Origin of the sequence: uncultured Streptococcus sp. (assembly GCF_963521255.1) — a bacterium.
Taxonomy (GTDB): Bacteria; Bacillota; Bacilli; order Lactobacillales; family Streptococcaceae; genus Streptococcus.
In genome coordinates this window covers 19,692-38,658 of the sequence record NZ_CAUQTU010000007.1, presented here as the reverse complement: position 1 = coordinate 38,658, position 18,967 = coordinate 19,692, and the positions used below count along the sequence as shown (strand labels likewise).

Here is an 18,967-nt window from a genome sequence, read left to right as displayed (position 1 = left end):
TGCCGTTTACTATACAGGATATCCTCACACTCAAAGATGGCCGTCGGAGAGCGTGGGGATTTTTTTGGTTTTGAAAAGGGAAGTAACAATTAAGCTACTTCCCTGGAGCGCAAAGGCTCAAAGTTTAAAAATATGAGGGTAAACCTCTAAGTAACTTAATTATATCATAAAAATAAATTTATTCCAACGATATGTAATATTTGAAGAGCGTGAGGATTTTTAATTGTTTAAATTTGTATAAACGATTAAAGGCGCTCGAGATTCGAGAAAATCCCTGTCATGAGTTACAATACCAAAAGAATATTTTGTTGCCAAATAATAAAAAATTGCATCATTGTAATCTTTGAGGTTGTACTTACTTGGTTCTATATTTTTTAGTTCATTATGATCTATGTTTATCAATTTAGCATCGTTCAATATAATCTCAACTTGTTTTAAACTCTCATTAAAAACACTCTCATATTCAGATGTCTTTTGAAATCCTCGTTTGTATTCAAACTCTACATCATCGATGCTTTCTCCATTTTCTTCACGAATAGACAAATTCTCCTGATAAACTTCAAATGCATTACGACATTTTCGATTGATATATTCAGAAATAGTTAATGTTGTGACATATAAAGTCAAGTCATTTTCTAACGAATATTCCCAAAGCTTATCATATCTAAATCTATTTTCGCCACCAAACAAATCCAAAAGGACATTTGTATCAACTAGGATATCCCTACGAGGAAGTCTTGAATTAAGATTGTTTATAGTAGCTTTTACAAAATTAAGATTAGGCATTTTGTTCCTCTATTTCTTGATACATTTTATTCATTTCTGCTTTGTACTGTTCTCTTTTTGTAGTACTATTTTCTATTGAGTAATTGATACAATCCATAAAAAGCTCATTTATATCCTCATTATATCGTATTAAATCTTTGTATTCTGTTAAATTAATTACATCAAAAAGTTTTCCAAACGCTTTATTTGTAAATGATGGGATAACAGTTTTTATATCAGAAAAATCAACTGTTACTGGTTCTCTATTGGATACTTTTTCTACCAAAATTGTATAGAGAAGTAAACCTTTATCACTACTAGTTGCTAACTTACTTCCAATAACCTCTTTTACATTTACTATTTCCATATTCTTTCCTCCATTTTCTTTCTTTCATTATAACATTTTATTACATTGTTCGATATCAAAATCAAAGATAATTAATGTTCCGTACATACTGTATTTTAATTCTTTATAAGACAAACTTCCATCTTGTTTGATATGAAAATACGAATGATTAGAAAATAATTTCATAGATGCTTTTTTTGATATTTTTTCTTGTATATAAGCCAACCCGACTCCACTATCTGTGTCAGATTCTAATTCTTTTGTTGTATTTCCTTTTGTAAAAGCCCATTCAATAGCTTCTTTTTCGCTAGATAAGCTTTTTTTACTTAAAATATAATTTGGTAAGCCAATTCCAGTATCTGCAATAGCAAAACGTATTCTATTTATGCTTGGGTAGTGCTGTCCGCACATTATAACATTATCTGCACCAGAATGTTCTAGAATATTATGTACTAGCTCGAAAATGAAAATAGAAATTTCATTACGAAAAATAGGTTCGATTTCAGACTCGATTTTTGCAAGAAACTTATTTTCAATGTACTCATCGACAGCATCCTCATCCTTACAAGGAATCTTAGATAATTGGATTACTGTATTTTTATTATCTGATAATCCTGGAGCTAATTTATATCGTTTAAAAAAGCCATTTCGCGATAACAGATTCTGTGTACTTTTAGGCAACAATTTGTAATTGGCTTGAACATCATAGTCTCTATTATGTAAGCTTTCTACTACCATAGATAATAACACAGTCATTTCTCCGCTAATGAAATTCGTGTTTCTAAAATTGAGACGTATAATATCATTTTTTTCAAGAACTTCATTAATGTCAGAGTATTGACTATAAAATTTAGAGATGTTTCTAAACTCAAAATTCAAACTTCTAGGTATATGAATATAATGCTCCATTATTTCACTCCTTTATTTTTATTCCCCTCTATACACCCCGACAACTGCAAAAATCTTGATGTGTGTGTCTTCGGCTGGTGGGAAGTCTAGGATGATGTCTTCGTACTTGTCATTGAGCGATACGAGGCGTAAGCGTCCGTTTTCGGTATATATCTTTTTGAAGTAAGAACGGTCTCCGTATGCAATAACTGCCAAGTCGCCGTTGTAGGTGGTCAATCCTTTATCTACTAAATAGAGAATGTCTCCGTCTTGGTAGTCAGGTTGCATGGAATCACCGCTGACCTTAGTAGCAATATCGTGGCGTGGTGGCTGCTCGTCAACCTCTATAGTCTCTCTATCTGTATCGTCGTAACCAAATCCATAGTTAAATCCACAAGCTGCTGCCGTCTCAGATACTACCTCAACTTGATACAAGCTGATAACTTCCGATACTTCGTTTTTCTTCGTTTCTTCTTCGTTTTTCTGCTCGTTCAGTTGCCTCTCGGCATAGGTCAGGACTTTGCCTTGTCTAGGCGGTGCTAGTTGGTCGTAGATGGATTGGATGGGGGAAGTGGTAGGGGTAATTTCAATAGATGAATCTTCACTTGCAAACCTCGGATCTAAAGTCGATTTTAATACTCCAAAATAATCAGCTATCTTTTGTACATTTCCAGGTATAGGCAAAGAAGTTCCTTTTACATAGCCTGTTAAAGTGCTAGCAGGTATGCCTGTTGCTCTTGACAATTCAACTTGCTTACAATTCCTATCCGACAAAATCGCATTAAGATTTGCAGAAAAGACTTTCATATCCTCTTTATCTTGAGGAGTTAACTTTCCTCGTCCTCTGGCCATTCTTTTTCTCCTTTTTTCTTTTACTATATAATAACGCTTATTTTCGTTTTTGTAAATAAAAAATTCGAAAAAAATACGAAAAAATTCTAAAAAAGTATTGACATACGATTTAATTCGTAGTATAATTAAATCAAGCTTAAGGAAAAGGAGGTAAGGCAAATGATGGAACACATCATAAAAAGCCTAGCAAACAAGGACACCACAACCGTCATCTTGATACTAGGCTTAATCAACGAAGCTCGTCTTTGGCATAAGCAGTACTTAGCTTACAAGCTCAAAGACAAAGAGCTTAAGAAAAAGTAGAGAAAGGGGCAGAAGCCCCAACCTCTACTTGATAGTGTACCATCATTTGCCGTGAAAAGCAATGGATGAAAATGTTGGCTTGATAATCCTAGCAGGATTTGTGATTGTATCTTTTACTATCCGTCAGATAGTGAAGTACCGATGTGATAAAAAAGGAAAGGAGTAGGGGAATGAACGAACTAGAAAGAACAGCCCTCAATGAGATATTGAGGACCGTGACCTATATTGCTGAGAAGTTGGATGAACTAGATTCTAAGATTTCTTTGAACGATTCACAAGTTCCTGAGCATCAAGAAAATTGAGTTTCATTTCTATGTAGTGGATAACTCCGTGCAGGTAGTTCTTTAGATCTATAAAACCTTTATCAGGATTTTTTCTATAGTAATGACCTTCGTCATTACCGATATAAGCAGATGCAAGCGCAAATGTTTTAAGGTCTTCATCCTTGATATATTTTTCAATAACTTGTTTTAATGACATTTTAGTGATTTTTTCTTCATCATCAGGATTTGTAACAATAGAGAAATCTTTAACAAAGAACTCAAGTGCCTTTCGATATCCGATACCTGCGATGTGGTCTAGTTGCTCGTGTTCAGCTTTCAATGCTTGGACATAGATTTGCTTACCAATTGGAGAAACAATCTCTACATCGTCAGATATAGGTATATCGCTTGGAAGATTAGGAATTACTTTGATATGCTCGATTCTGTATTCATCGGTGGAATTAATGCTGAAATATCTTGTAGCTATAAACTCCTCTGTCCAGAAATGCTTACATCCTAAGCATCTAAATGTTAATACTAAGCTTGTTTTATATTCTTCGAGAGAAAAATAAGAAGAATTTACAAGATCTGGATTGGTTGGTTTTTTACAATTTGGACAGATATCTTCAATGGTTACAGGTCTAGAAACAGAAGAGTTTATTTTTGCTTGAAATATCATAATACTTCTCCAATCGTTTTATTTTGATTATACCACATTTGAAAGGTAGTTAGAATTGGAAGATAAAATCATCGAACTTGCTGATTACTTCATCAGCGAAAACACAACGTACAGAGAAGCAAAGATAGCGTGTGAGAAGCTATTGAAACAAGTCAGCCATGAGATTGAACTCAGGGCGTTGGAAAGTAAGATAAGGGGGAACGATAATGGAACAGCCACATGTTAATGTTGATATTTCTGGTGTGGAAAAGTTAGCAGAAGTAACTCAAACAGCAGCAGAAGGAATACAAGAATTGATTGCACTAAGAAAAGAATGCGAATTTTTGAGGAAAATGTTGATTGATGAACGGAAGTTCTTTATTGAGACAATGAAGTACCATTTTATTCAAGAGTATCGTTCAACAATTGCTAGCAATCGAGAGCATAAAAAAGAGTTGCAGGAAGCAACTCAGTCAAATTAGCCGTTATGTTCGGTCGGCATGCAAAAGTAGCAACCGTCAAACTGCTTGTAGGGTTCGGTTTGCCTAGCATATTCCATAGCTTGAAAATTGTAGTCGAATTTTCCTAGATACGTGGAATGAATTGTATCAGGTAGATACTTACAAGAAAGTTTATGTACTTCGTGATTATTGTTAGTATCAACGCGATCGTTATACCAATAATGAGTCATAACATTACCTCCTTTCTATTGGAATTTTGACTAAAACGGTGAGAGGTCTTAGTCAAGAATGATTATAACATAGATAGCAGAAAAGCACAACATGTTGTTAATCATATATATGTGTTAAACAACATATAGTGTTTTTGGAGGTGTAACATGTGGGAACAATTAAACAGAATAATGCAGGAAAGAAATTTGAATGGACATCAATTATCTAAGATGGCTGACGTTAATCGAAGCTTCTTTTCTGACCTGAAAAGCGGAAAGGTAAAATACCTTTCTTGGCCTAATATATGCAAAATTGCTGATGCGTTGGAAATCAGCATAGATGAATTAAGATAAGGGGGTGAGTGCGTGCAAAAGATGACGCTACGAGCAATAAGAACAAATTACAATTTATCTGCAAAAGAGGTTGCTGATAAGCTGCAAATACATCAACAAACACTGTTGAAATATGAGCATGATAGTTCTAAAATTCCAGTTGATTTATTAGATAAGCTAGCTCGGTTATACAATGTTAAAAAAGATTTTATTTTTTTAGGTAAAAAATACGAATTAAATCATAGTTTAGGAGAGATATGAATGCACAAGCAAGGTTACAGAAAGGGGCTTAAATATGAGGTATGCAGTATATAATCAGGAATACCAACGAGAACTACACTCAGATGAACAATCACTCAGCTCAAAACTCAGATTTAAGCTTACAAGCTAAAGGGTTGCTATTGGTATTGATGTCTAATAAAGATACATGGCGCCCTTATATCGATGAACTTTCCAAACGCTCCAGGAATGGTCGTGACGCTCACAGGGCAGCTTTTGATGAGTTAAAAGAGGCTGGTTATATCCGTATCTATCGCAAGAGCTTTGGTCGTGGTAAAGGTATCCAGAATTTTCCTTTAGTTCAAGATGTACCAATTTCAGATAGTTATTGGGAGTATTGGGTAAGCAATCTTGAAAAAGAGTTATCCACAGAATAGTAAAAGGGTTTATTTACAACTTACTGAATTTACAAAGTTGAAAAGTTCAAAAGTTGAATTTTACAAAGTTGAAAAGTTCAAAAGTTGAAAAATCCGACACTAATAATAACTAATAAATAATAATAACTAACTTAATAATAATCTAAGCCTTACGGCACTAACTTAGTAATAATTACTAACTTTACAACAAACTACTACTTATCTAAATAAAAAAGGAGACTGTATGACAGACTTTAAAAATTTAGATTGCCAATTCATCTTTCAGGAATCCAACTGACGATTACACTTCTGTCAGCAATGATTTTCTCAAAGATTCGAACCTAGAGCCTGCTTCTATTGGCATCTTGATGGTAGTACTCAGCAATAAAGAGAATTGGTTTGTATATCCAGAGGAAATAGCCAGACGGTTGAATATTAGCCGCGAAATGGTTTTAAGGCATTTCAAAAAGATTGAAAAAGCTGGATATTTACGGACTGTCAAAAAAAGCCTCGGCAGAGGGAGAGGAGTTCAGACTTTCAGATTCTTCTCAGATACAAAAATAACTGATTTTCAATTTGAAATTATGTTGCAACGTCTTGATGAAGCGATAGCTATGAAGAAGTCTGAGTTATCCACAATTACTTAATACAAAGTTGCATTTTACAACATTGCATTTTACAACATTGTATTTTACAACATTGTAAAATAAGGCACTAATAAATATTAACTAACAACAAGTATTAAATAACAATAAATATTAACTAACAACAAGTCCTACTTCTCTTAATAAATAAAAGAGAGGGTAGAAAAATAAATACAAAGGAGAAGGAAATGAGACCAAGACGATATCCGTATAGTTTCAAACCAAATCTGATGAACATTTTAGATAGTCGCTTTTATACACGGCTAATTGTTGAAACAGAGGATGGAGCGAAAAAAATAGCAGAAGTCACACTAGATGATGTAACCACTGCTACAGGATATGTTGTAAGGCTAAGACCAAATTATGACTAGCCTTTAGGAGGGAATGGGTCTTTACCGTGGCTGTCACGGCTTTGAATTTTCCCATCTTTGCCATGAATGATTAGTTCGGAACCTTGATTTCGTGAAATCTGTCTAGCAATATTTGTAGCTTCACTCTTTGTAGTAGTATGAACAGTTGCTCTTGAATTGCCAGCACCTTTCACGTTCCAACCACCATTTTTGGCAGGGACAACATGCTGATTTTTACCCATGATTTCATCTCCTTTCTGTTGAATTTTTGACTAAAACGGGAGAGGTCTTAGTCACACTTTCATTGTATGATAAAAAACAATGTTTGTCAATATATGGTGTTTTTTTGAAAGATAAGGTCACAAAAGGCACAATATGTTGTGAAAAGACATACAAAGAAATAAAAACTATAAAAATAAAGTCAGATAAGGAGGAAACAACCATGCTCTGGGAAAAAATATCTGAAAAACTTTCAGAGAAAAATTGGACAGTTTATAAACTTTGTTTAAAAGCTGGTGTTGGTACAGCTGGGATCTATCGTTTAAGGGATGGAGTGGTAAAAGATTTATATTTTGACACAGTTAAGAAAATCGCTGACGCATTAGAAATCAGCACAGATGAACTAAGATAAAACAAAAAAAGCACCTGACGGCAATCAGGCGCATACTTAAATATTCAACATGATTATAACACGAAAGGGAGGAAATTGCATGCCGAAAACAGAAATTACTTATAAGCCAGTTGATGTGGACGAAAAAGCTACGCATGGCGATTACAAACATCTTTGTCAGAGGTGGGAAGGGTTGACTCCAGGGACTGCAAAAGTCTGGGCAGGTGAAATGCGAGAACATCCAGATTTCAAGCAATTCATCGATAACCCAACTCATAAGATTGTATTTATCGATTACGAAGGATTTCGCATGTTCGTCAAATGGAAAAGTCGTAATCGCTATCGTACAAAGAAAGAAACGTTATCAGAAATGCTTGAGAATATGAAAAAAGAAAAAATGTTAGGAGTATAAAAATGTTTGAACCACCTTTAGTTAGCCAGCTATTAGGAGCAGGCGCAGTGATTTTGGGATTCATTGGAGCTGGGATTTTAGTACGACAAATGGAACTGCACGAACTTGAGAAACAACGCAAGCAGGAAGAAGAGGACACGCAGAAAGTCAATGAATTTAACAATATTATTGAAATCGGACGTAAAATTGAACGGCAACAAATCCGCAAGAATATTCGAAGAGAGTTTCCGGGATTTACGTTTGACAATGAAAGACCTGAAGGTTTGAAGCCAGAGCCGTTAGCTTTGCCAGAACCTAAGAAAGCGATTATGAAAGTGCTACGCTGAGGATCAGATTATGACTAGAATTGAACTTGAAAACCGTGTATGGCTTTTGGCCAATCATGAAGAAAAAAACGAATTGCTGGATCTTGGGCTAACATCCAAGGCCAGATATGTGAAACGAGTGCTTGAGCTTGGAAAGGTGTATGCTCATGTTTGATTATGACAGAGATATAATGCAGCCGCCTGAGGAGCAAGAGGAGCTTGACCCAAGCCAGTACATCTATGTTGGATGTGGGCAGTATCGATATGTGGGTGATGAAATATGATTCAGGAACTACACGCAGAAATCGACAACTGGCGAGCTGAGTATATGCATCTTGGAATTGAGCTCGGAGAAATCATCAACAACCAACAGGATATTATTTTGAAATTGCAAAACGAAAATCGACGTATAAAACGTGAAAATTGGAATTTGAAGAAGACGAAAGGAAGAAGATGAGCTTTTAAAAGGCTCTAAAATCGCCTGTATTCGATTTTAAGAAGCAGGCATATAAATTATCGAACGAAGAATAAAAAACGGAAATAGACCCAAAATATGAAGAATGAGGGGCATAGGAGAGAAACGATGGCAACACTTTACGAATTGACAGGACAATTTCTTGATATTTACAACTTGGAATTGGATGAAGAAACAAAACTAGATACTTTGGATTCTATCGATTGGGAAACTGAGTATGAAACCAAGGTAGAGAACTATATTAAGGTCATGAAGAACCTTGAAGCGGACGTTGAGGCTCGTAAGAATGAAATTAAGCGCTTAACAGAACTAAACAAGGCAGACGAGAGGAAGAAAGAGCACTTGAAAGATACTCTTTCAGCAAGCATGAGCCTGACAGGTCATGAACGTGTTGACACACCACTGTTCAAGGTATCATTTAGAAAATCTCAAGCCGTGGAGGTAGACGAAACAGTCTTGCCAGAAGCCTACAAGATAGCAACGTGGAAAGCTGACAAGAAACGCTTGAAAGAGGACTTGAAGAACGGACTTGAAATCATTGGTGCAAGTTTGGTTGAACGTAAAAACTTGAGTATCAGATAGGGAGATAAGATATGACAAAATTAGCTTTTTCAGAATTGCAAAAGAGAATGCAACTAGAAAAAAAGAAAAAACAAGGTGTAAATTACGCTTTCCGAAATGCTGAGGATATTTATACAAAATTTAAAGAAATCAATACCGACTGGGAATTGACTGTATCAGACGATTTGTTTGGTGTAGGGGAACGTATTTTTGTAAAATCAACCGCTATTGTATCAAACGGAGATAAACAATTTCAGTCAGTTGGTTTTGCGGAATTGGATAAGGTTCCTGTATTTAAAACAGGGAACCAGCAAATGCAAGTACCACAATGGACAGGAGCGGTTAGTTCTTATGCTCGCAAATATGCACTACAGGGGTTGTTTGGAATCGGAGAGAAAGATGTTGACGAATATCCAAGCGATATGAACGAAGCTGAAAAGCAACAAGATAAAAAAGCTAATGACCCAGTTATCTCAGTTGAAAAAGCAAACTACTATCTGAAAGAAATTGCTGCTATTTCTGTTGAAAAAGGCAAAGAGGATGGCTCTATCGTTAAATGGTTCTTGAACCATCTTGGAGTGGTTGATTATAAGATGATTAAGCAGTCGCAGATTGAAGATGCGGATATATTACTTGCTAAATTGAAAGGAAACTAGAAAATGTTAAATAATGTCGTATTAGTTGGTCGTTTGACCAAAGACGCAGAATTGCGTTACACACAGTCAAATGTGGCAGTCGCTACGTTTACTCTTGCAGTAAATCGCACATTTAAAAGCGAGAATGGAGAGCGTGAAGCTGATTTTATCAATTGCGTTATGTGGCGCAAGCAGGCTGAAAATCTTGCTAATTGGGTCAAGAAAGGCGCTTTGATTGGAATCACTGGACGCATTCAGACTCGGACTTACGATAACCAGCAAGGTCAACGTGTCTATGTGACAGAAGTGGTTGCTGAGAATTTCCAGCTTTTGGAATTTAAGAAAGATGGTAGTCAACAAACAGTTGATAACCACGACCAGCAAGCACCGAATTTTGCGAGAAATTCAAATCCAATGGATATATCAGATGACGATTTGCCGTTTTAAGAAAGGGTAGCCATGAAATTAAAGAAAGGAGACTATGTGAAAATCCTCAAAAATGGGGAGTTTTTCAAAATTGTAAAAATCAAAAACATATATGCTGATTGCATAGAAACAACTCATGGTCTATACAATCGAACCACACTTGCTAGCAGGTTGGATAAAGAGTGTCTAATCTCTGGCACGGTATCGTGGGAGGATAAAAATGGAATGGATCAACTGGACAGCAATCTGTCCTGAAACAAAGTCTGAAATCATCGAAAAAATAGAAAATGATGGCTACACTTATCCACACTATGACAAGAAAAATAATGGTGTCAAGTACGTCATCTCTACACTGGACATCAAACGAGACTGTCTAAGAGTCGGAGTGCCATTTGAAGATGTGTACCCTTTGCAAACAACACTTTTTTAAAAGGAGAAAATAAATGCTAAACAAAATCGACATACCAGGAACAGATATCACACTTGAAATCGTGGACAAGACCATCACGATCACCAATAAAATTGAATATGATATGCAGATGCATTTTAGAAATACAGATGCAGATGCTTCTCTTGATACAAGTGGCGACGTGTTCGAGCCTCTCTATTGGCTAGACATCAGGGTAACACCGGAAACGCCGACAGAGTATCATACAAGCCTTGGAGTCAAGAGGGAGAAACGCCACTTGGCCGAACTTCAGAAGTTCTTTGAGTTCATCGAAAATAACAATCGGAATCTCTTTGATCTTTGTGGTATCAAGGGAGAACTGCAATGAAATCTCTGACATTATCGTTAGACATTTCAACTACTGCGACAGGCTGGGCCGTATTTCACGGCTCTGACCTTGTCCAGAGTGGTGTCTTAAAACATAAAAGCAAGTCTTTCTTTGAGCGTGGGCGATTCATGGCTAGTGAATTGCGAGCTATTCAATCGAGAGCGCTTCAGAAGTACGACTGCCATTTTGAGTCGATTGTGGTCGAGAAGAACTCAGTCATGGGACCAAATCAGCAGTCTATGATCAGTATTGGAATTGTGACAGGTATCATTCTTGGCCGACTGATTGCTGACAATGTGTACTTCGTGAACGTGTCGACATGGCGCAAGTATTGGAAGTTTAGTTACAAGGACCGAAGCAAGAAGTCGATGAAGCTGCAGGCAGTTGCTAAGGTGTCTGATAAATTCGACCTTAACGTTAAAGACGATGAAGCTGACGCTATCCTGATTGGTTCATATTTTGTAAATCATGGCCAAGAATTTGGAAATCTGGAAAGCCACAAGGTGAGTTGAGGAGTTGGAAGATGAATAAGCAGGAATTGATTAATAAGTATAAAGAATTGTGGAATGAACACAGCCCTTTTTATGAGCCTATACCTTATACTTCAATGGTTGAACTTTTTTTGAAAGAGTTGAAACAACTAGACGAACCTCAACCAGTCAAAGTTCCGCAGTTTGTGGCGGATTGGATTGAGGTTTGTAAAGAACATTTAACAACTAGTCTATATACTGCTATGAATCCAAATTTTATGAAAGAAAACAACCAAAGTTTCGATTTAATATTATGGATTAAAAAGACGAGCAACCAAGACCTCTTCGCTCGAGCGTGGCTGGACGGCTACGAGGTCGAGAAAGAGAAGCGGTATTTGGTGAAGATTAAAGGGAATATTAAAGAAAATACGTTGGTTTATGGAGAACTTTTGGAAAGGTATTTCTTTACAAAAGGCTTTACTTTAGGCAATGCTATATATCACCACACCCACAAAGAACTAGAGGAAGCAGACTTCGGCTGGGTGTTTGATTGCGAGGGTGTGGAAGTGCAGGAGGTGGAGTGATGAAAAAAATTACAGTTACTTTAACCGATGATCTTTTTGCACACCTTGAAGCATTAAAACTATACTATGGATATTCAACTAGATCTGAAATTGTTAAGAAAGCACTAGATGAATTAATTAACAAATTGGCTGTTGGTGATGTTTTTCGGTATTACCTAAGTGAAGCAAGAAATAAATTGAAAGTCGAGGAGGTGGAGTAATGAAGAAAATAACGTTTATCATAGGGTTAGGAGGCGAGCAAATAGAATTCAAAACAAATAGAGATGATTTTATCAATGAATTAAAATTTCGTTATGAAAACAAGCAACTTCTTGAAATCAATCTTGGTCCTGAGATTGTGTTGCTCAATCCCAGCAAGATCTTATTTGTTAAAATCAAGGAGGTCACAGATTGAAAAGATTTATCGCAATATGGATTTTGCTATCTGCTGGTCTAAACATCTGGCAGATGGACAAGATTCGAGATTTGGAAGAAAAGAAGCCGATGGTTATCTATAAGGCTGATAATCAAGGCGCAGAAATATTCGGCAAGGTCGTCGAGAAAGGACGACATGGCAAGCTGTATACAGTGACTATCAGAGATTATGGAATTTTCGTAGTCACTAGAGAGCAGTATGAGAAAGTGAAAGTTGGGGATGAGGTGATGTTATGACAACAAACATGGAACTATTAGCGCATCATGTTGAGCACTGGGCGAAAGAACGAGGGTTGGACAATCCTGAAAATAGCACAGCCCAAGCATTGAAGCTATTTGAAGAAGCAGGCGAACTGGCGCAGGCACATCTCAAGAAACGAGATGATGAGGGCAAGGATGCCGTGGGCGATATTTTGGTAGTTCTGACAATCTACTGTCAGCAGAAAGGTTGGTCTATCGCTGAGTGCTTCCAGATGGCTTGGAATGAGATTAAAGACCGCAAGGGTAAGATGGTAGACGGTAGCTTTGTGAAAGAGGAGGATTTAACATGACACCAATTGAAATTTGGGCTAGTCAGGAGCTAGACACTAGTTCTGAAAAACTAGCGGAAGTAGTAGCGTTATTTGAAGTATAAGCTATGATTTTGTTCTTTGAAAACTGAATAATGAATGGGTGCGAGAACTTTTTTGTTGAAAAATAAAAAAGTAACGCAAAAAGTATTGACTTAATGCGTTACAAATGGTATAATAGTCTATGTAAGGTTGAGAAATCTAACAAATCCAACAGAAAGGACTTAGCAGATGGCTAAACACGACAAGAAAAAAAGATGGTTTCCCAAAGCAAAAGAGGTCACAATCGAACTCAACCTCAAATTCCTTAAGATAACCATCAAATTCTAATGGGAGAGGGGCGAAAGCCCCAAACCCTGTTGTTTAGTTCATTCTAGCATAAGGAAAGGTAAAAAGCAAATGAAAGATAATGTACTTTACCACAAGAAGTTCAAGCGTGCAGAAATTACGATTGAGCGGACGACTTTGAAAGAAAAAGTTCAAGGTGTTGTTGGCATTGCTGTCCTTGCCTTGGCTATTTGGTATTTTACTAGATAGTTATGGCAAAGAAAATGGGGCGACCTCTAAAGGGAGAGAGCAAGCGGAATAAATCAATGACCGTCAGAATAACTGAGGATGAGTTTGATTTGATTTCAGATGTTTCTATGAAGTTAGGAATTTCTAAATCAGATACGATTATCCAGGCTGTTGAAGAGCTTGCTCAACGTTTAGAGGAATAAAAAAAGCACGAAGTATTCCACCGACCAAAGCGATTACTTCGTGCAACCTCGCACCCACTCATAATGAATAGGATACGCATATAGTATACCATGCGTACCCTTATTCATGCAACAGTTTTATAGAAAGGGTACGCTTTTTGTGTACAGAAAATCATGGAAAATCAAGATTTTATCAACGAATTACATATGGCATTTAGGTCAGAAGCAAGGACTGAGGAGTTAGAAAAGTGGGACGCACTTCTAGCTGCAATCGTCAGAAAACATTTTCCAGAGGAACAGGCGAGAGTATTCTTTGATGTTCAGGCAACTTTTATGGCAGTTTTTGCCAATGATCTAATCAATTTTATTATTAACTTTTTTACAGAAGAAGAGGAAACAAATGAATAACGTAATTCTGCTGAATAATCAGCAAGAAGTAATTAACGAAGAACCTTGGACTTATAAACAGTTCAAAGATTGGGTAGATAATCAAGTTGACTTTGCGGAAGCTATGAGTTTACCTGCTAATAAAAAAGTGCTTGATATTATGATGGAAAAAAATGCAGAGGCTTGGGCGGAAATTGCAGATATGCTTGAAAACCGCGAGTTGATTTATAAGATGAAGAAAGGATAAAGGAAATGGAATTACAAATTTTTAAAAATGAACAGTTCGGTCAAGTTCGTATGGTAGAGATTGAGGGTCAACCTTGGCTAGTCGGGAAAGATGTTGCGGATATTCTGGGGTACCAAAACGGTAGTCGAGATATAAACCGTCACGTAGATGAAGAAGATCGCCAAAACTACCAAAACGGTACTTTTGGAAATAGAGGTGTTATCATCATCAACGAGTCTGGTCTTTACTCGCTCATCCTATCCAGTAAGCTCCCACAGGCTAAGGAGTTTAAACGCTGGGTGACTAGTGAAGTGTTACCGTCTATCCGCAAGCATGGAATGTATGCGACAGACCAGCTACTTAACGATCCAGACCTAGCTATTGCAGCTTTTCAAGCTCTGAAAGCAGAACGAACAAAAAGTAAGGAACTTGAAGTGCAGAATAGTAAATTGCAATCCGAACTAGACGAAATGAAACCAAAAGCAGACTATGTAGATGTAATGTTGGCTAACAAGGGTTTAATTTCTACAACTGCTATTGCTAAGAACTATGGAGAAAGTGCTAAAAAATTCAATTTGCGACTGAAAGACCTAGGTATTATATTTAAGCAAGGGAAGGTGTGGCTGCCTTATGCTAAATATCATACTAAAGGATATGTACATATTGAACCGCATCCTATTACACATAAAAATGGTATGCCAGATGTCTCTTTGCATACGAAATGGACAGTGAAAGGGCACTTCTTCTTGTATGAAATTTTAAAAGACAATGGCATTCTGCCATTGATTGAACGTGAAGATGTAGCTTAGGTAGAACAAAAGCCCAATCCATAAGGACTAGGCTTCAAATTAAAAATCATTCTCCATGCGTAGATCTGTGTCGCCACTAAATGGGTCTGGAATTTTTGGAGCAAGGACAATGACATTATCTACACCTTTGTAGATAAACATTTCCTGACCTTCTGGAACATTGAGTGTTTTCGGAATGGTCACAGTGATAGAATTCCCAACCTTACGAGTTTTAACAGTATTCATTTGTTTCTCCTTTGTCTTGTATCTAAAGCATACACCTAAAAACGGAGCAAGGCAAGAAAAAAGCCAGCACAGCTGACTCCTTTGTGATATACCCAATAAAAATATTATATCATAAAGGAGCTATGTTGTGAGGTTATTAAAAAAGGTTGACGTGCAATTCACCAAGAAAAATGTTTATGACGTTCTAGAGAGTTATCGCTCGTATGTCCGAATGGCAGGCGCTGAGTATTTGCCTAAAATCACAACGACTTACTCATTTGAACCAAAGACGTTTACTGGTAAGAATACAGCAACAGAGAATATGGTTATCGAACATGTGGATGCAGAAGCAGAAGTTCTGGAGATTGAGAGAGCAGTCAACTGCATTATGGATCCATACGTTCGGCAGGTTATCGCAAAGAAGTACATGGATATGAAAATCCAATTATCAGACAAGGCAATTTATATGGATTTAGGCTATTCTGAGAGTGAGTTCTATCGCATGCTTAGTAGAGGTGCTTTGGAATTTGCGGAAGCCTATCGAAAAGGTAAGCTGATTGTCTTTCGTAAATTTTTGGGAGATATTTGCAAGTAAATTGCTAGGAAATGGCTTATTTTACATGGTAGAATAGTATTGTCAAGTGATAGGTCAATTGACGTCTCCTTATATTTTTCATTTTATTTCCGAGGTTTTCGGCCTCGTTTTGGCGGTGACAGGTAAGTGGTTTCTCTCCTATGTTTCCCTTGGTTCGATTCCGGGCATCGCCGTTTGAGTGTTTGTGTCCCAGAATGGGGTAGGCAGTTGGCTTAGCATTCATATATCACTCATTAACTTAAAAATGGTTGCAGAAGTGACCGAACCTCGCATGGTTGCGTAGCTACTTATATCCTAGGTAAGTTATAAGCTAGGCGGTTTGATTCCGCTAGAGGTTTTAAATGACTACAAAAAAATAAAAAAAGGAAAACTTTCAAATTGATTACTAATTAACACGCAAGGTAGTAGTCGCCTTGCATTTTTAGGGCTTAGCCTAGATAATCTGTGGTAACTCAGGAAAAGGATGTTTTTAAATCTATCAAACATCCTGCCAGCAATGGTCAATCTAAGCAATTTAATCTTAACTATTTCAGTTTTGGAATAGGTAGGCGAAGTTAAAGCAGGGAGATTCCAACGGCAAGGTGCTGAGGAAATGCAAACGTGGCAGTTTGGCTGTGAGACGAGTCTATAAGATGAAAGAGGTATTTGGTTCGAGGTGCAACAAGAGCTTAATACCATATCTTACAAAAATTGGGCGCCTCCCAAAAGTATGTAAGGTGAGTCGATTGTCCGCAAAACAATCGATAACAAGCAGGCGCTGTGCATTTTGTTCTTCAAAAGAGAATGAAACACATGGCGATGCGTGTCTGTGATAGATGAAAAGATGATTTTTATATTTTAAAAGCTATTCAAGATAGAAAAAACTCAAAAAAGCAAAAGTCATCGCCCGTCACAAACGAAAGTGTACTTCGGCAATTAGATTGCCTACTCAAGTCTCGCAAGGATAAGAGTAAAGTCAAAGAGTAAAGCAGCTTAGACTTTTAGCGGGGTCTTCGTTAATTGAAAAATGGCTTAGTAGTTTGTGATGTAAGGAGTGATTGGTCTAACCAATCGTGCATGAGTGATACAAGTAGGAATATTTGTGGACAAGATAATAAACTATAAGTTATCAAAAGTCACTCGTTTAAAGCAGTAGTCTCATGCTGGTTAATGGATATATGGTAGACGGATTAAGTCCTGTTTAGGGAATTGAGACGTCACAGGTTCGAGTCCTGTCGTTCCAATTGTATCTCTGTGAGTAGCTATCACAATAGGGGTACAGGGCGGTAATTAGATTTAGTCTGATTAACCTGTAGGACAGAGATAAAGTAGCGCTATATAAGGCTCTGGTGGGGGAGGCACCCACTTACCGCATACAGTCACTCTTTGAGTGGCTTTTTATTTTGTCGAAAGGTGGTGATGGAAAATTGAATGAAAGACAAAGACGATTCGCAGATGAGTACATCATCAGCAGAAACGCAACACAATCCGCTATTAAGGTGGGTTACTCAGAGAAAACGGCATATAGCATAGGGCAAAGATTGTTGAAAAATGTTGAGATTTCTGAATACATTAAAAAACGCACTGAAGAACTTTTTGACGAACGTTCGATGTCAATCGTAGAAGCCTTGGCAATCTCTGCTAGTATCGCTAGAGGGGAAACTCAACAAGGGTATTCTAAAAAAACTGTAAAGACCGCTGAAGGCGTGGAGGTATCGGAAACGACTTATGAATTTACTCCGACAATTGAAGAAAGACAACGCTCTCTGGACCATATATTCAAAGTGAATGGAGCATATTTAGAGAGAAAAGAAATCGAGATGTCTTCGGCTGTTCAATTCGTTGATGATATAGGAGTTGGCGATGAAGCGTAGAATGAGCGAATTTATCCCAAAGGCTTTTTATCCTATGTGGCGTGCAGCGTTTGACCCTAAAATCTTACATGTAGTTGAGAAAGGTGGGCGTGGTTCTGGTAAGTCAAGCGACCTCGGACACACTATCATTCAACTGATTATGCGCTATCCAGTCAATGCCGTATGTATTCGTAAGACAGATAATACCCTAGAACAATCGGTTTACGAGCAATTGAAATGGGCGATTAGTGAGCAAGGGGTCAGCCATTTATTTAAGATTAATAAGTCCCCTTTGAAGATAACCTATATCCCAAGAGGAAATTATATTATCTTCCGTGGTGCGCAAGATCCAGAGCGTATCAAATCCTTGAAAGACAGTCGCTTTCCATTTGCGATAGGCTGGATTGAGGAGTTAGCTGAGTTTAAAACTGAAGATGAAGTAAAGACAATCACCAACTCACTCCTACGTGGAGAATTGGCTGATGGTCTTTTTTATAAATTTTTTTACTCTTACAATCCTCCAAAAAGAAAACAGTCTTGGGTAAATAAAAAATACGAGAGCGTTATACAGCCTCCAAACACCCACGTACACCATTCAACTTACTTGGACAACCCATATATATCCCAAGCCTTTATAGAAGAAGCAGAGGCCACGAGAGAGCGTTCTGAGAAGCGTTACCGTTGGGAGTATCTGGGCGAGGCTATCGGTTCGGGTGTGGCACCGTTTGAAAATCTGGTATTCCGCAAGATTACAGACGAGGAGATAGCGAGGTTTGATAATATTCGACAAGGTAACGACTTTGGATATGCAAACGACCCTCTGGCTTTTGTAAGATGGCATTACGACAAGAAGAAACGTGTTATCTATGCTATCGATGAGATTTATGGCGTGAAGATTAGCAACCGTGAATTGGCTGAAAGAATCCGTGAGAAAGGCTATCAATCTCAGATGATAACCTGTGATAGCGCAGAACCTAAGTCGATTGATGAGTTAAAACTGCAGCTGAATATTCCGCTTGTTCAAGGTGCTAAGAAAGGTCCTGATAGTCGTGAGTATGGAGAACGCTGGTTAGATGATTTGGATGCGATTGTGATAGATCCAGAACGCACACCAAACATTGCACGAGAGTTCGAAAGTGCTGACTATGCAGTTGACCGTGATGGCAATCCCAAACCCAAGCTAGAAGAAGTAAATGACCACACAATCGACGCTACAAGATATGCGTTTGAAGACGATATGAGACAGCCAGGAATATCGTTCTGGTAGGAGAA

Annotated in this window: 38 protein-coding genes; 31 read left to right on the top strand and 7 right to left on the bottom strand. The window is 37.4% G+C overall.

Going from position 1 to position 18,967, the window contains the following annotated elements; all coding sequences use genetic code 11:
- Window positions 1-219 precede the first annotated feature (219 nt).
- From RWP09_RS06340 to RWP09_RS06325, 4 genes are read right to left on the bottom strand one after another with little or no spacing between them, the layout of a single operon-like run.
- Window positions 220-786, bottom strand: a complete 567-nt coding sequence (locus tag RWP09_RS06340; protein ID WP_314435478.1) for a PIN domain-containing protein — start codon at window positions 784-786, stop codon at window positions 220-222.
- Window positions 779-1,132: an STAS-like domain-containing protein gene (locus RWP09_RS06335; RefSeq protein ID WP_314435474.1), complete on the bottom strand. Its 354-nt coding sequence runs from the start codon at window positions 1,130-1,132 to the stop codon at window positions 779-781. Before RWP09_RS06335 ends, RWP09_RS06340 begins: the two co-directional genes overlap by 8 nt.
- Before the next feature lie 27 nt (window positions 1,133-1,159).
- A complete protein-coding gene (locus RWP09_RS06330) occupies window positions 1,160-2,020 on the bottom strand; it encodes an ATP-binding protein (protein ID WP_314435471.1) in 861 nt (286 codons plus the stop codon).
- Window positions 2,021-2,038: 18 nt separating this feature from the next.
- Complete coding sequence (locus RWP09_RS06325) at window positions 2,039-2,851, bottom strand: S24 family peptidase (RefSeq protein WP_399553570.1); 813 nt, start codon at window positions 2,849-2,851, stop codon at window positions 2,039-2,041.
- Between the two features lie 159 nt (window positions 2,852-3,010).
- Between RWP09_RS06325 and RWP09_RS06320 the strand changes: the two genes are divergently transcribed.
- On the top strand, window positions 3,011-3,154 hold the full coding sequence (locus RWP09_RS06320; RefSeq protein WP_001861566.1) for a hypothetical protein: 144 nt from the start codon (window positions 3,011-3,013) through the stop codon (window positions 3,152-3,154).
- 252 nt (window positions 3,155-3,406) lie between these two features.
- On the opposite strand, the gene RWP09_RS06315 is transcribed toward RWP09_RS06320, so the two are convergent.
- The gene (locus RWP09_RS06315) at window positions 3,407-4,096 is read right to left on the bottom strand and encodes a hypothetical protein (protein ID WP_314435465.1); all 690 of its coding nucleotides are present in this window, start codon (window positions 4,094-4,096) and stop codon (window positions 3,407-3,409) included.
- A 206-nt stretch (window positions 4,097-4,302) separates the two neighbouring features.
- Between RWP09_RS06315 and RWP09_RS06310 the strand changes: the two genes are divergently transcribed.
- The 6 genes from RWP09_RS06310 to RWP09_RS06285 all read left to right on the top strand — a co-directional run bounded on the left by RWP09_RS06310 (window position 4,303) and on the right by RWP09_RS06285 (window position 6,728).
- Entirely contained in the window at window positions 4,303-4,557 is a 255-nt protein-coding gene (locus RWP09_RS06310) for a hypothetical protein (protein WP_314435462.1), read from the top strand.
- Between the two features lie 356 nt (window positions 4,558-4,913).
- Window positions 4,914-5,099: a helix-turn-helix transcriptional regulator gene (locus RWP09_RS06305; protein WP_314435459.1), complete on the top strand. Its 186-nt coding sequence runs from the start codon at window positions 4,914-4,916 to the stop codon at window positions 5,097-5,099.
- 12 nt (window positions 5,100-5,111) lie between these two features.
- Window positions 5,112-5,339, top strand: a complete 228-nt coding sequence (locus RWP09_RS06300) for a helix-turn-helix transcriptional regulator (protein ID WP_015973623.1) — start codon at window positions 5,112-5,114, stop codon at window positions 5,337-5,339.
- A 41-nt stretch (window positions 5,340-5,380) separates the two neighbouring features.
- On the top strand, window positions 5,381-5,734 hold the full coding sequence (locus RWP09_RS06295; RefSeq protein WP_119941763.1) for a transcriptional regulator: 354 nt from the start codon (window positions 5,381-5,383) through the stop codon (window positions 5,732-5,734).
- 347 nt (window positions 5,735-6,081) lie between these two features.
- Entirely contained in the window at window positions 6,082-6,360 is a 279-nt protein-coding gene (locus RWP09_RS06290) for an HTH domain-containing protein (protein WP_314435451.1), read from the top strand.
- Between the two features lie 185 nt (window positions 6,361-6,545).
- On the top strand, window positions 6,546-6,728 hold the full coding sequence (locus tag RWP09_RS06285) for a hypothetical protein (RefSeq protein WP_023947987.1): 183 nt from the start codon (window positions 6,546-6,548) through the stop codon (window positions 6,726-6,728).
- Here the strand turns inward: RWP09_RS06285 and RWP09_RS06280 are convergent.
- Window positions 6,725-6,949 (bottom strand): DUF2188 domain-containing protein, encoded by a 225-nt coding sequence (locus RWP09_RS06280; RefSeq protein ID WP_061438993.1) that lies wholly within the window; start codon window positions 6,947-6,949, stop codon window positions 6,725-6,727. The two genes, RWP09_RS06285 and RWP09_RS06280, sit on opposite strands and share 4 nt — an antisense overlap.
- Window positions 6,950-7,053: 104 nt before the next feature.
- Between RWP09_RS06280 and RWP09_RS06275 the strand changes: the two genes are divergently transcribed.
- From RWP09_RS06275 to RWP09_RS06175, 21 genes are all read left to right on the top strand, one after another.
- Window positions 7,054-7,338, top strand: a complete 285-nt coding sequence (locus tag RWP09_RS06275) for a helix-turn-helix transcriptional regulator (protein ID WP_314435445.1) — start codon at window positions 7,054-7,056, stop codon at window positions 7,336-7,338.
- Window positions 7,339-7,417: 79 nt separating this feature from the next.
- Window positions 7,418-7,729, top strand: a complete 312-nt coding sequence (locus RWP09_RS06270) for a hypothetical protein (protein WP_061759964.1) — start codon at window positions 7,418-7,420, stop codon at window positions 7,727-7,729.
- A gap of 2 nt (window positions 7,730-7,731) precedes the next feature.
- Entirely contained in the window at window positions 7,732-8,055 is a 324-nt protein-coding gene (locus RWP09_RS06265) for a hypothetical protein (protein WP_314435440.1), read from the top strand.
- A 10-nt stretch (window positions 8,056-8,065) separates the two neighbouring features.
- Window positions 8,066-8,209 (top strand): hypothetical protein, encoded by a 144-nt coding sequence (locus tag RWP09_RS06260; protein ID WP_000196747.1) that lies wholly within the window; start codon window positions 8,066-8,068, stop codon window positions 8,207-8,209.
- A gap of 105 nt (window positions 8,210-8,314) precedes the next feature.
- The gene (locus tag RWP09_RS06255; RefSeq protein ID WP_314435411.1) at window positions 8,315-8,491 is read left to right on the top strand and encodes a hypothetical protein; all 177 of its coding nucleotides are present in this window, start codon (window positions 8,315-8,317) and stop codon (window positions 8,489-8,491) included.
- A 126-nt stretch (window positions 8,492-8,617) separates the two neighbouring features.
- The gene (locus RWP09_RS06250; RefSeq protein ID WP_314435409.1) at window positions 8,618-9,091 is read left to right on the top strand and encodes a siphovirus Gp157 family protein; all 474 of its coding nucleotides are present in this window, start codon (window positions 8,618-8,620) and stop codon (window positions 9,089-9,091) included.
- A gap of 11 nt (window positions 9,092-9,102) precedes the next feature.
- The gene (locus RWP09_RS06245) at window positions 9,103-9,726 is read left to right on the top strand and encodes an ERF family protein (RefSeq protein WP_314435407.1); all 624 of its coding nucleotides are present in this window, start codon (window positions 9,103-9,105) and stop codon (window positions 9,724-9,726) included.
- Window positions 9,727-9,729: 3 nt separating this feature from the next.
- Entirely contained in the window at window positions 9,730-10,152 is a 423-nt protein-coding gene (gene ssb / locus RWP09_RS06240; protein ID WP_314435404.1) for a single-stranded DNA-binding protein, read from the top strand.
- Between the two features lie 199 nt (window positions 10,153-10,351).
- Window positions 10,352-10,561: a hypothetical protein gene (locus RWP09_RS06235; protein ID WP_314435402.1), complete on the top strand. Its 210-nt coding sequence runs from the start codon at window positions 10,352-10,354 to the stop codon at window positions 10,559-10,561.
- A gap of 13 nt (window positions 10,562-10,574) precedes the next feature.
- Window positions 10,575-10,907, top strand: coding sequence for a hypothetical protein (locus RWP09_RS06230; RefSeq protein WP_314435400.1), 333 nt, complete (start codon window positions 10,575-10,577; stop codon window positions 10,905-10,907).
- Entirely contained in the window at window positions 10,904-11,419 is a 516-nt protein-coding gene (locus RWP09_RS06225; protein ID WP_314435397.1) for a hypothetical protein, read from the top strand. Before RWP09_RS06230 ends, RWP09_RS06225 begins: the two co-directional genes overlap by 4 nt.
- 11 nt (window positions 11,420-11,430) lie before the next feature.
- Complete coding sequence (locus RWP09_RS06220; protein ID WP_314435395.1) at window positions 11,431-11,961, top strand: DUF1642 domain-containing protein; 531 nt, start codon at window positions 11,431-11,433, stop codon at window positions 11,959-11,961.
- Complete coding sequence (locus tag RWP09_RS06215) at window positions 11,961-12,161, top strand: hypothetical protein (protein ID WP_314435392.1); 201 nt, start codon at window positions 11,961-11,963, stop codon at window positions 12,159-12,161. Before RWP09_RS06220 ends, RWP09_RS06215 begins: the two co-directional genes overlap by 1 nt.
- On the top strand, window positions 12,161-12,355 hold the full coding sequence (locus RWP09_RS06210) for a hypothetical protein (RefSeq protein ID WP_314435389.1): 195 nt from the start codon (window positions 12,161-12,163) through the stop codon (window positions 12,353-12,355). The genes RWP09_RS06215 and RWP09_RS06210 overlap by 1 nt, the downstream gene beginning before the upstream one ends.
- On the top strand, window positions 12,352-12,612 hold the full coding sequence (locus tag RWP09_RS06205; RefSeq protein WP_314435386.1) for a DUF1372 family protein: 261 nt from the start codon (window positions 12,352-12,354) through the stop codon (window positions 12,610-12,612). Before RWP09_RS06210 ends, RWP09_RS06205 begins: the two co-directional genes overlap by 4 nt.
- On the top strand, window positions 12,609-12,926 hold the full coding sequence (locus RWP09_RS06200; RefSeq protein WP_314435383.1) for a MazG-like family protein: 318 nt from the start codon (window positions 12,609-12,611) through the stop codon (window positions 12,924-12,926). Before RWP09_RS06205 ends, RWP09_RS06200 begins: the two co-directional genes overlap by 4 nt.
- Window positions 12,927-13,343: 417 nt before the next feature.
- On the top strand, window positions 13,344-13,481 hold the full coding sequence (locus RWP09_RS06195; protein WP_166736852.1) for a hypothetical protein: 138 nt from the start codon (window positions 13,344-13,346) through the stop codon (window positions 13,479-13,481).
- Window positions 13,482-13,483: 2 nt separating this feature from the next.
- On the top strand, window positions 13,484-13,663 hold the full coding sequence (locus RWP09_RS06190; protein ID WP_125409080.1) for a CopG family transcriptional regulator: 180 nt from the start codon (window positions 13,484-13,486) through the stop codon (window positions 13,661-13,663).
- 153 nt (window positions 13,664-13,816) lie between these two features.
- Window positions 13,817-14,050 (top strand): hypothetical protein, encoded by a 234-nt coding sequence (locus RWP09_RS06185; protein WP_138701689.1) that lies wholly within the window; start codon window positions 13,817-13,819, stop codon window positions 14,048-14,050.
- Window positions 14,043-14,276 carry a hypothetical protein gene (locus tag RWP09_RS06180; protein WP_314435367.1) on the top strand — a complete coding sequence of 78 codons (234 nt, stop codon included), beginning with the start codon at window positions 14,043-14,045 and terminating at the stop codon, window positions 14,274-14,276. The genes RWP09_RS06185 and RWP09_RS06180 overlap by 8 nt, the downstream gene beginning before the upstream one ends.
- 5 nt (window positions 14,277-14,281) lie before the next feature.
- Entirely contained in the window at window positions 14,282-15,064 is a 783-nt protein-coding gene (locus RWP09_RS06175) for a phage antirepressor (protein ID WP_314435364.1), read from the top strand.
- 39 nt (window positions 15,065-15,103) lie between these two features.
- Here RWP09_RS06175 and mazE read toward each other — a convergent pair whose 3' ends face one another.
- Window positions 15,104-15,289: a type II toxin-antitoxin system PemI/MazE family antitoxin gene (mazE, locus tag RWP09_RS06170; RefSeq protein ID WP_314435361.1), complete on the bottom strand. Its 186-nt coding sequence runs from the start codon at window positions 15,287-15,289 to the stop codon at window positions 15,104-15,106.
- A 127-nt stretch (window positions 15,290-15,416) separates the two neighbouring features.
- On the opposite strand from mazE, the gene RWP09_RS06165 reads away from it, so the two are divergent.
- The 3 genes from RWP09_RS06165 (at window position 15,417) to RWP09_RS06155 (ending at window position 18,962) form a co-directional block, all read left to right on the top strand.
- Window positions 15,417-15,863: an ArpU family phage packaging/lysis transcriptional regulator gene (locus RWP09_RS06165; protein WP_054392814.1), complete on the top strand. Its 447-nt coding sequence runs from the start codon at window positions 15,417-15,419 to the stop codon at window positions 15,861-15,863.
- Between the two features lie 1,406 nt (window positions 15,864-17,269).
- Window positions 17,270-17,716 carry a terminase small subunit gene (locus tag RWP09_RS06160; protein WP_314435352.1) on the top strand — a complete coding sequence of 149 codons (447 nt, stop codon included), beginning with the start codon at window positions 17,270-17,272 and terminating at the stop codon, window positions 17,714-17,716.
- A complete protein-coding gene (locus tag RWP09_RS06155; protein ID WP_084865329.1) occupies window positions 17,706-18,962 on the top strand; it encodes a PBSX family phage terminase large subunit in 1,257 nt (418 codons plus the stop codon). Before RWP09_RS06160 ends, RWP09_RS06155 begins: the two co-directional genes overlap by 11 nt.
- Window positions 18,963-18,967 lie beyond the last annotated feature (5 nt).

Excerpts from the sequence above, each read along its gene's own strand:
- RWP09_RS06340 (WP_314435478.1), bottom strand. The coding sequence starts at position 786 with ATGCCTAATCTTAATTTTGTAAAAGCTACTATAAACAATCTTAATTCA.
- RWP09_RS06335 (WP_314435474.1), bottom strand. The coding sequence starts at position 1,132 with ATGGAAATAGTAAATGTAAAAGAGGTTATTGGAAGTAAGTTAGCAACT.
- RWP09_RS06330 (WP_314435471.1), bottom strand. The coding sequence starts at position 2,020 with ATGGAGCATTATATTCATATACCTAGAAGTTTGAATTTTGAGTTTAGA.
- RWP09_RS06325 (WP_399553570.1), bottom strand. The coding sequence starts at position 2,851 with ATGGCCAGAGGACGAGGAAAGTTAACTCCTCAAGATAAAGAGGATATG.
- RWP09_RS06320 (WP_001861566.1), top strand. The coding sequence starts at position 3,011 with ATGATGGAACACATCATAAAAAGCCTAGCAAACAAGGACACCACAACC.
- RWP09_RS06315 (WP_314435465.1), bottom strand. The coding sequence starts at position 4,096 with ATGATATTTCAAGCAAAAATAAACTCTTCTGTTTCTAGACCTGTAACC.
- RWP09_RS06310 (WP_314435462.1), top strand. The coding sequence starts at position 4,303 with ATGGAACAGCCACATGTTAATGTTGATATTTCTGGTGTGGAAAAGTTA.
- RWP09_RS06305 (WP_314435459.1), top strand. The coding sequence starts at position 4,914 with ATGTGGGAACAATTAAACAGAATAATGCAGGAAAGAAATTTGAATGGA.
- RWP09_RS06295 (WP_119941763.1), top strand. The coding sequence starts at position 5,381 with ATGCAGTATATAATCAGGAATACCAACGAGAACTACACTCAGATGAAC.
- RWP09_RS06290 (WP_314435451.1), top strand. The coding sequence starts at position 6,082 with ATGGTAGTACTCAGCAATAAAGAGAATTGGTTTGTATATCCAGAGGAA.
- RWP09_RS06285 (WP_023947987.1), top strand. The coding sequence starts at position 6,546 with ATGAGACCAAGACGATATCCGTATAGTTTCAAACCAAATCTGATGAAC.
- RWP09_RS06280 (WP_061438993.1), bottom strand. The coding sequence starts at position 6,949 with ATGGGTAAAAATCAGCATGTTGTCCCTGCCAAAAATGGTGGTTGGAAC.
- RWP09_RS06270 (WP_061759964.1), top strand. The coding sequence starts at position 7,418 with ATGCCGAAAACAGAAATTACTTATAAGCCAGTTGATGTGGACGAAAAA.
- RWP09_RS06265 (WP_314435440.1), top strand. The coding sequence starts at position 7,732 with ATGTTTGAACCACCTTTAGTTAGCCAGCTATTAGGAGCAGGCGCAGTG.
- RWP09_RS06260 (WP_000196747.1), top strand. The coding sequence starts at position 8,066 with ATGACTAGAATTGAACTTGAAAACCGTGTATGGCTTTTGGCCAATCAT.
- RWP09_RS06255 (WP_314435411.1), top strand. The coding sequence starts at position 8,315 with ATGATTCAGGAACTACACGCAGAAATCGACAACTGGCGAGCTGAGTAT.
- RWP09_RS06250 (WP_314435409.1), top strand. The coding sequence starts at position 8,618 with ATGGCAACACTTTACGAATTGACAGGACAATTTCTTGATATTTACAAC.
- RWP09_RS06245 (WP_314435407.1), top strand. The coding sequence starts at position 9,103 with ATGACAAAATTAGCTTTTTCAGAATTGCAAAAGAGAATGCAACTAGAA.
- ssb (WP_314435404.1), top strand. The coding sequence starts at position 9,730 with ATGTTAAATAATGTCGTATTAGTTGGTCGTTTGACCAAAGACGCAGAA.
- RWP09_RS06235 (WP_314435402.1), top strand. The coding sequence starts at position 10,352 with ATGGAATGGATCAACTGGACAGCAATCTGTCCTGAAACAAAGTCTGAA.
- RWP09_RS06230 (WP_314435400.1), top strand. The coding sequence starts at position 10,575 with ATGCTAAACAAAATCGACATACCAGGAACAGATATCACACTTGAAATC.
- RWP09_RS06225 (WP_314435397.1), top strand. The coding sequence starts at position 10,904 with ATGAAATCTCTGACATTATCGTTAGACATTTCAACTACTGCGACAGGC.
- RWP09_RS06220 (WP_314435395.1), top strand. The coding sequence starts at position 11,431 with ATGAATAAGCAGGAATTGATTAATAAGTATAAAGAATTGTGGAATGAA.
- RWP09_RS06215 (WP_314435392.1), top strand. The coding sequence starts at position 11,961 with ATGAAAAAAATTACAGTTACTTTAACCGATGATCTTTTTGCACACCTT.
- RWP09_RS06210 (WP_314435389.1), top strand. The coding sequence starts at position 12,161 with ATGAAGAAAATAACGTTTATCATAGGGTTAGGAGGCGAGCAAATAGAA.
- RWP09_RS06200 (WP_314435383.1), top strand. The coding sequence starts at position 12,609 with ATGACAACAAACATGGAACTATTAGCGCATCATGTTGAGCACTGGGCG.
- RWP09_RS06195 (WP_166736852.1), top strand. The coding sequence starts at position 13,344 with ATGAAAGATAATGTACTTTACCACAAGAAGTTCAAGCGTGCAGAAATT.
- RWP09_RS06190 (WP_125409080.1), top strand. The coding sequence starts at position 13,484 with ATGGCAAAGAAAATGGGGCGACCTCTAAAGGGAGAGAGCAAGCGGAAT.
- RWP09_RS06185 (WP_138701689.1), top strand. The coding sequence starts at position 13,817 with ATGGAAAATCAAGATTTTATCAACGAATTACATATGGCATTTAGGTCA.
- RWP09_RS06180 (WP_314435367.1), top strand. The coding sequence starts at position 14,043 with ATGAATAACGTAATTCTGCTGAATAATCAGCAAGAAGTAATTAACGAA.
- RWP09_RS06175 (WP_314435364.1), top strand. The coding sequence starts at position 14,282 with ATGGAATTACAAATTTTTAAAAATGAACAGTTCGGTCAAGTTCGTATG.
- mazE (WP_314435361.1), bottom strand. The coding sequence starts at position 15,289 with ATGAATACTGTTAAAACTCGTAAGGTTGGGAATTCTATCACTGTGACC.
- RWP09_RS06155 (WP_084865329.1), top strand. The coding sequence starts at position 17,706 with ATGAAGCGTAGAATGAGCGAATTTATCCCAAAGGCTTTTTATCCTATG.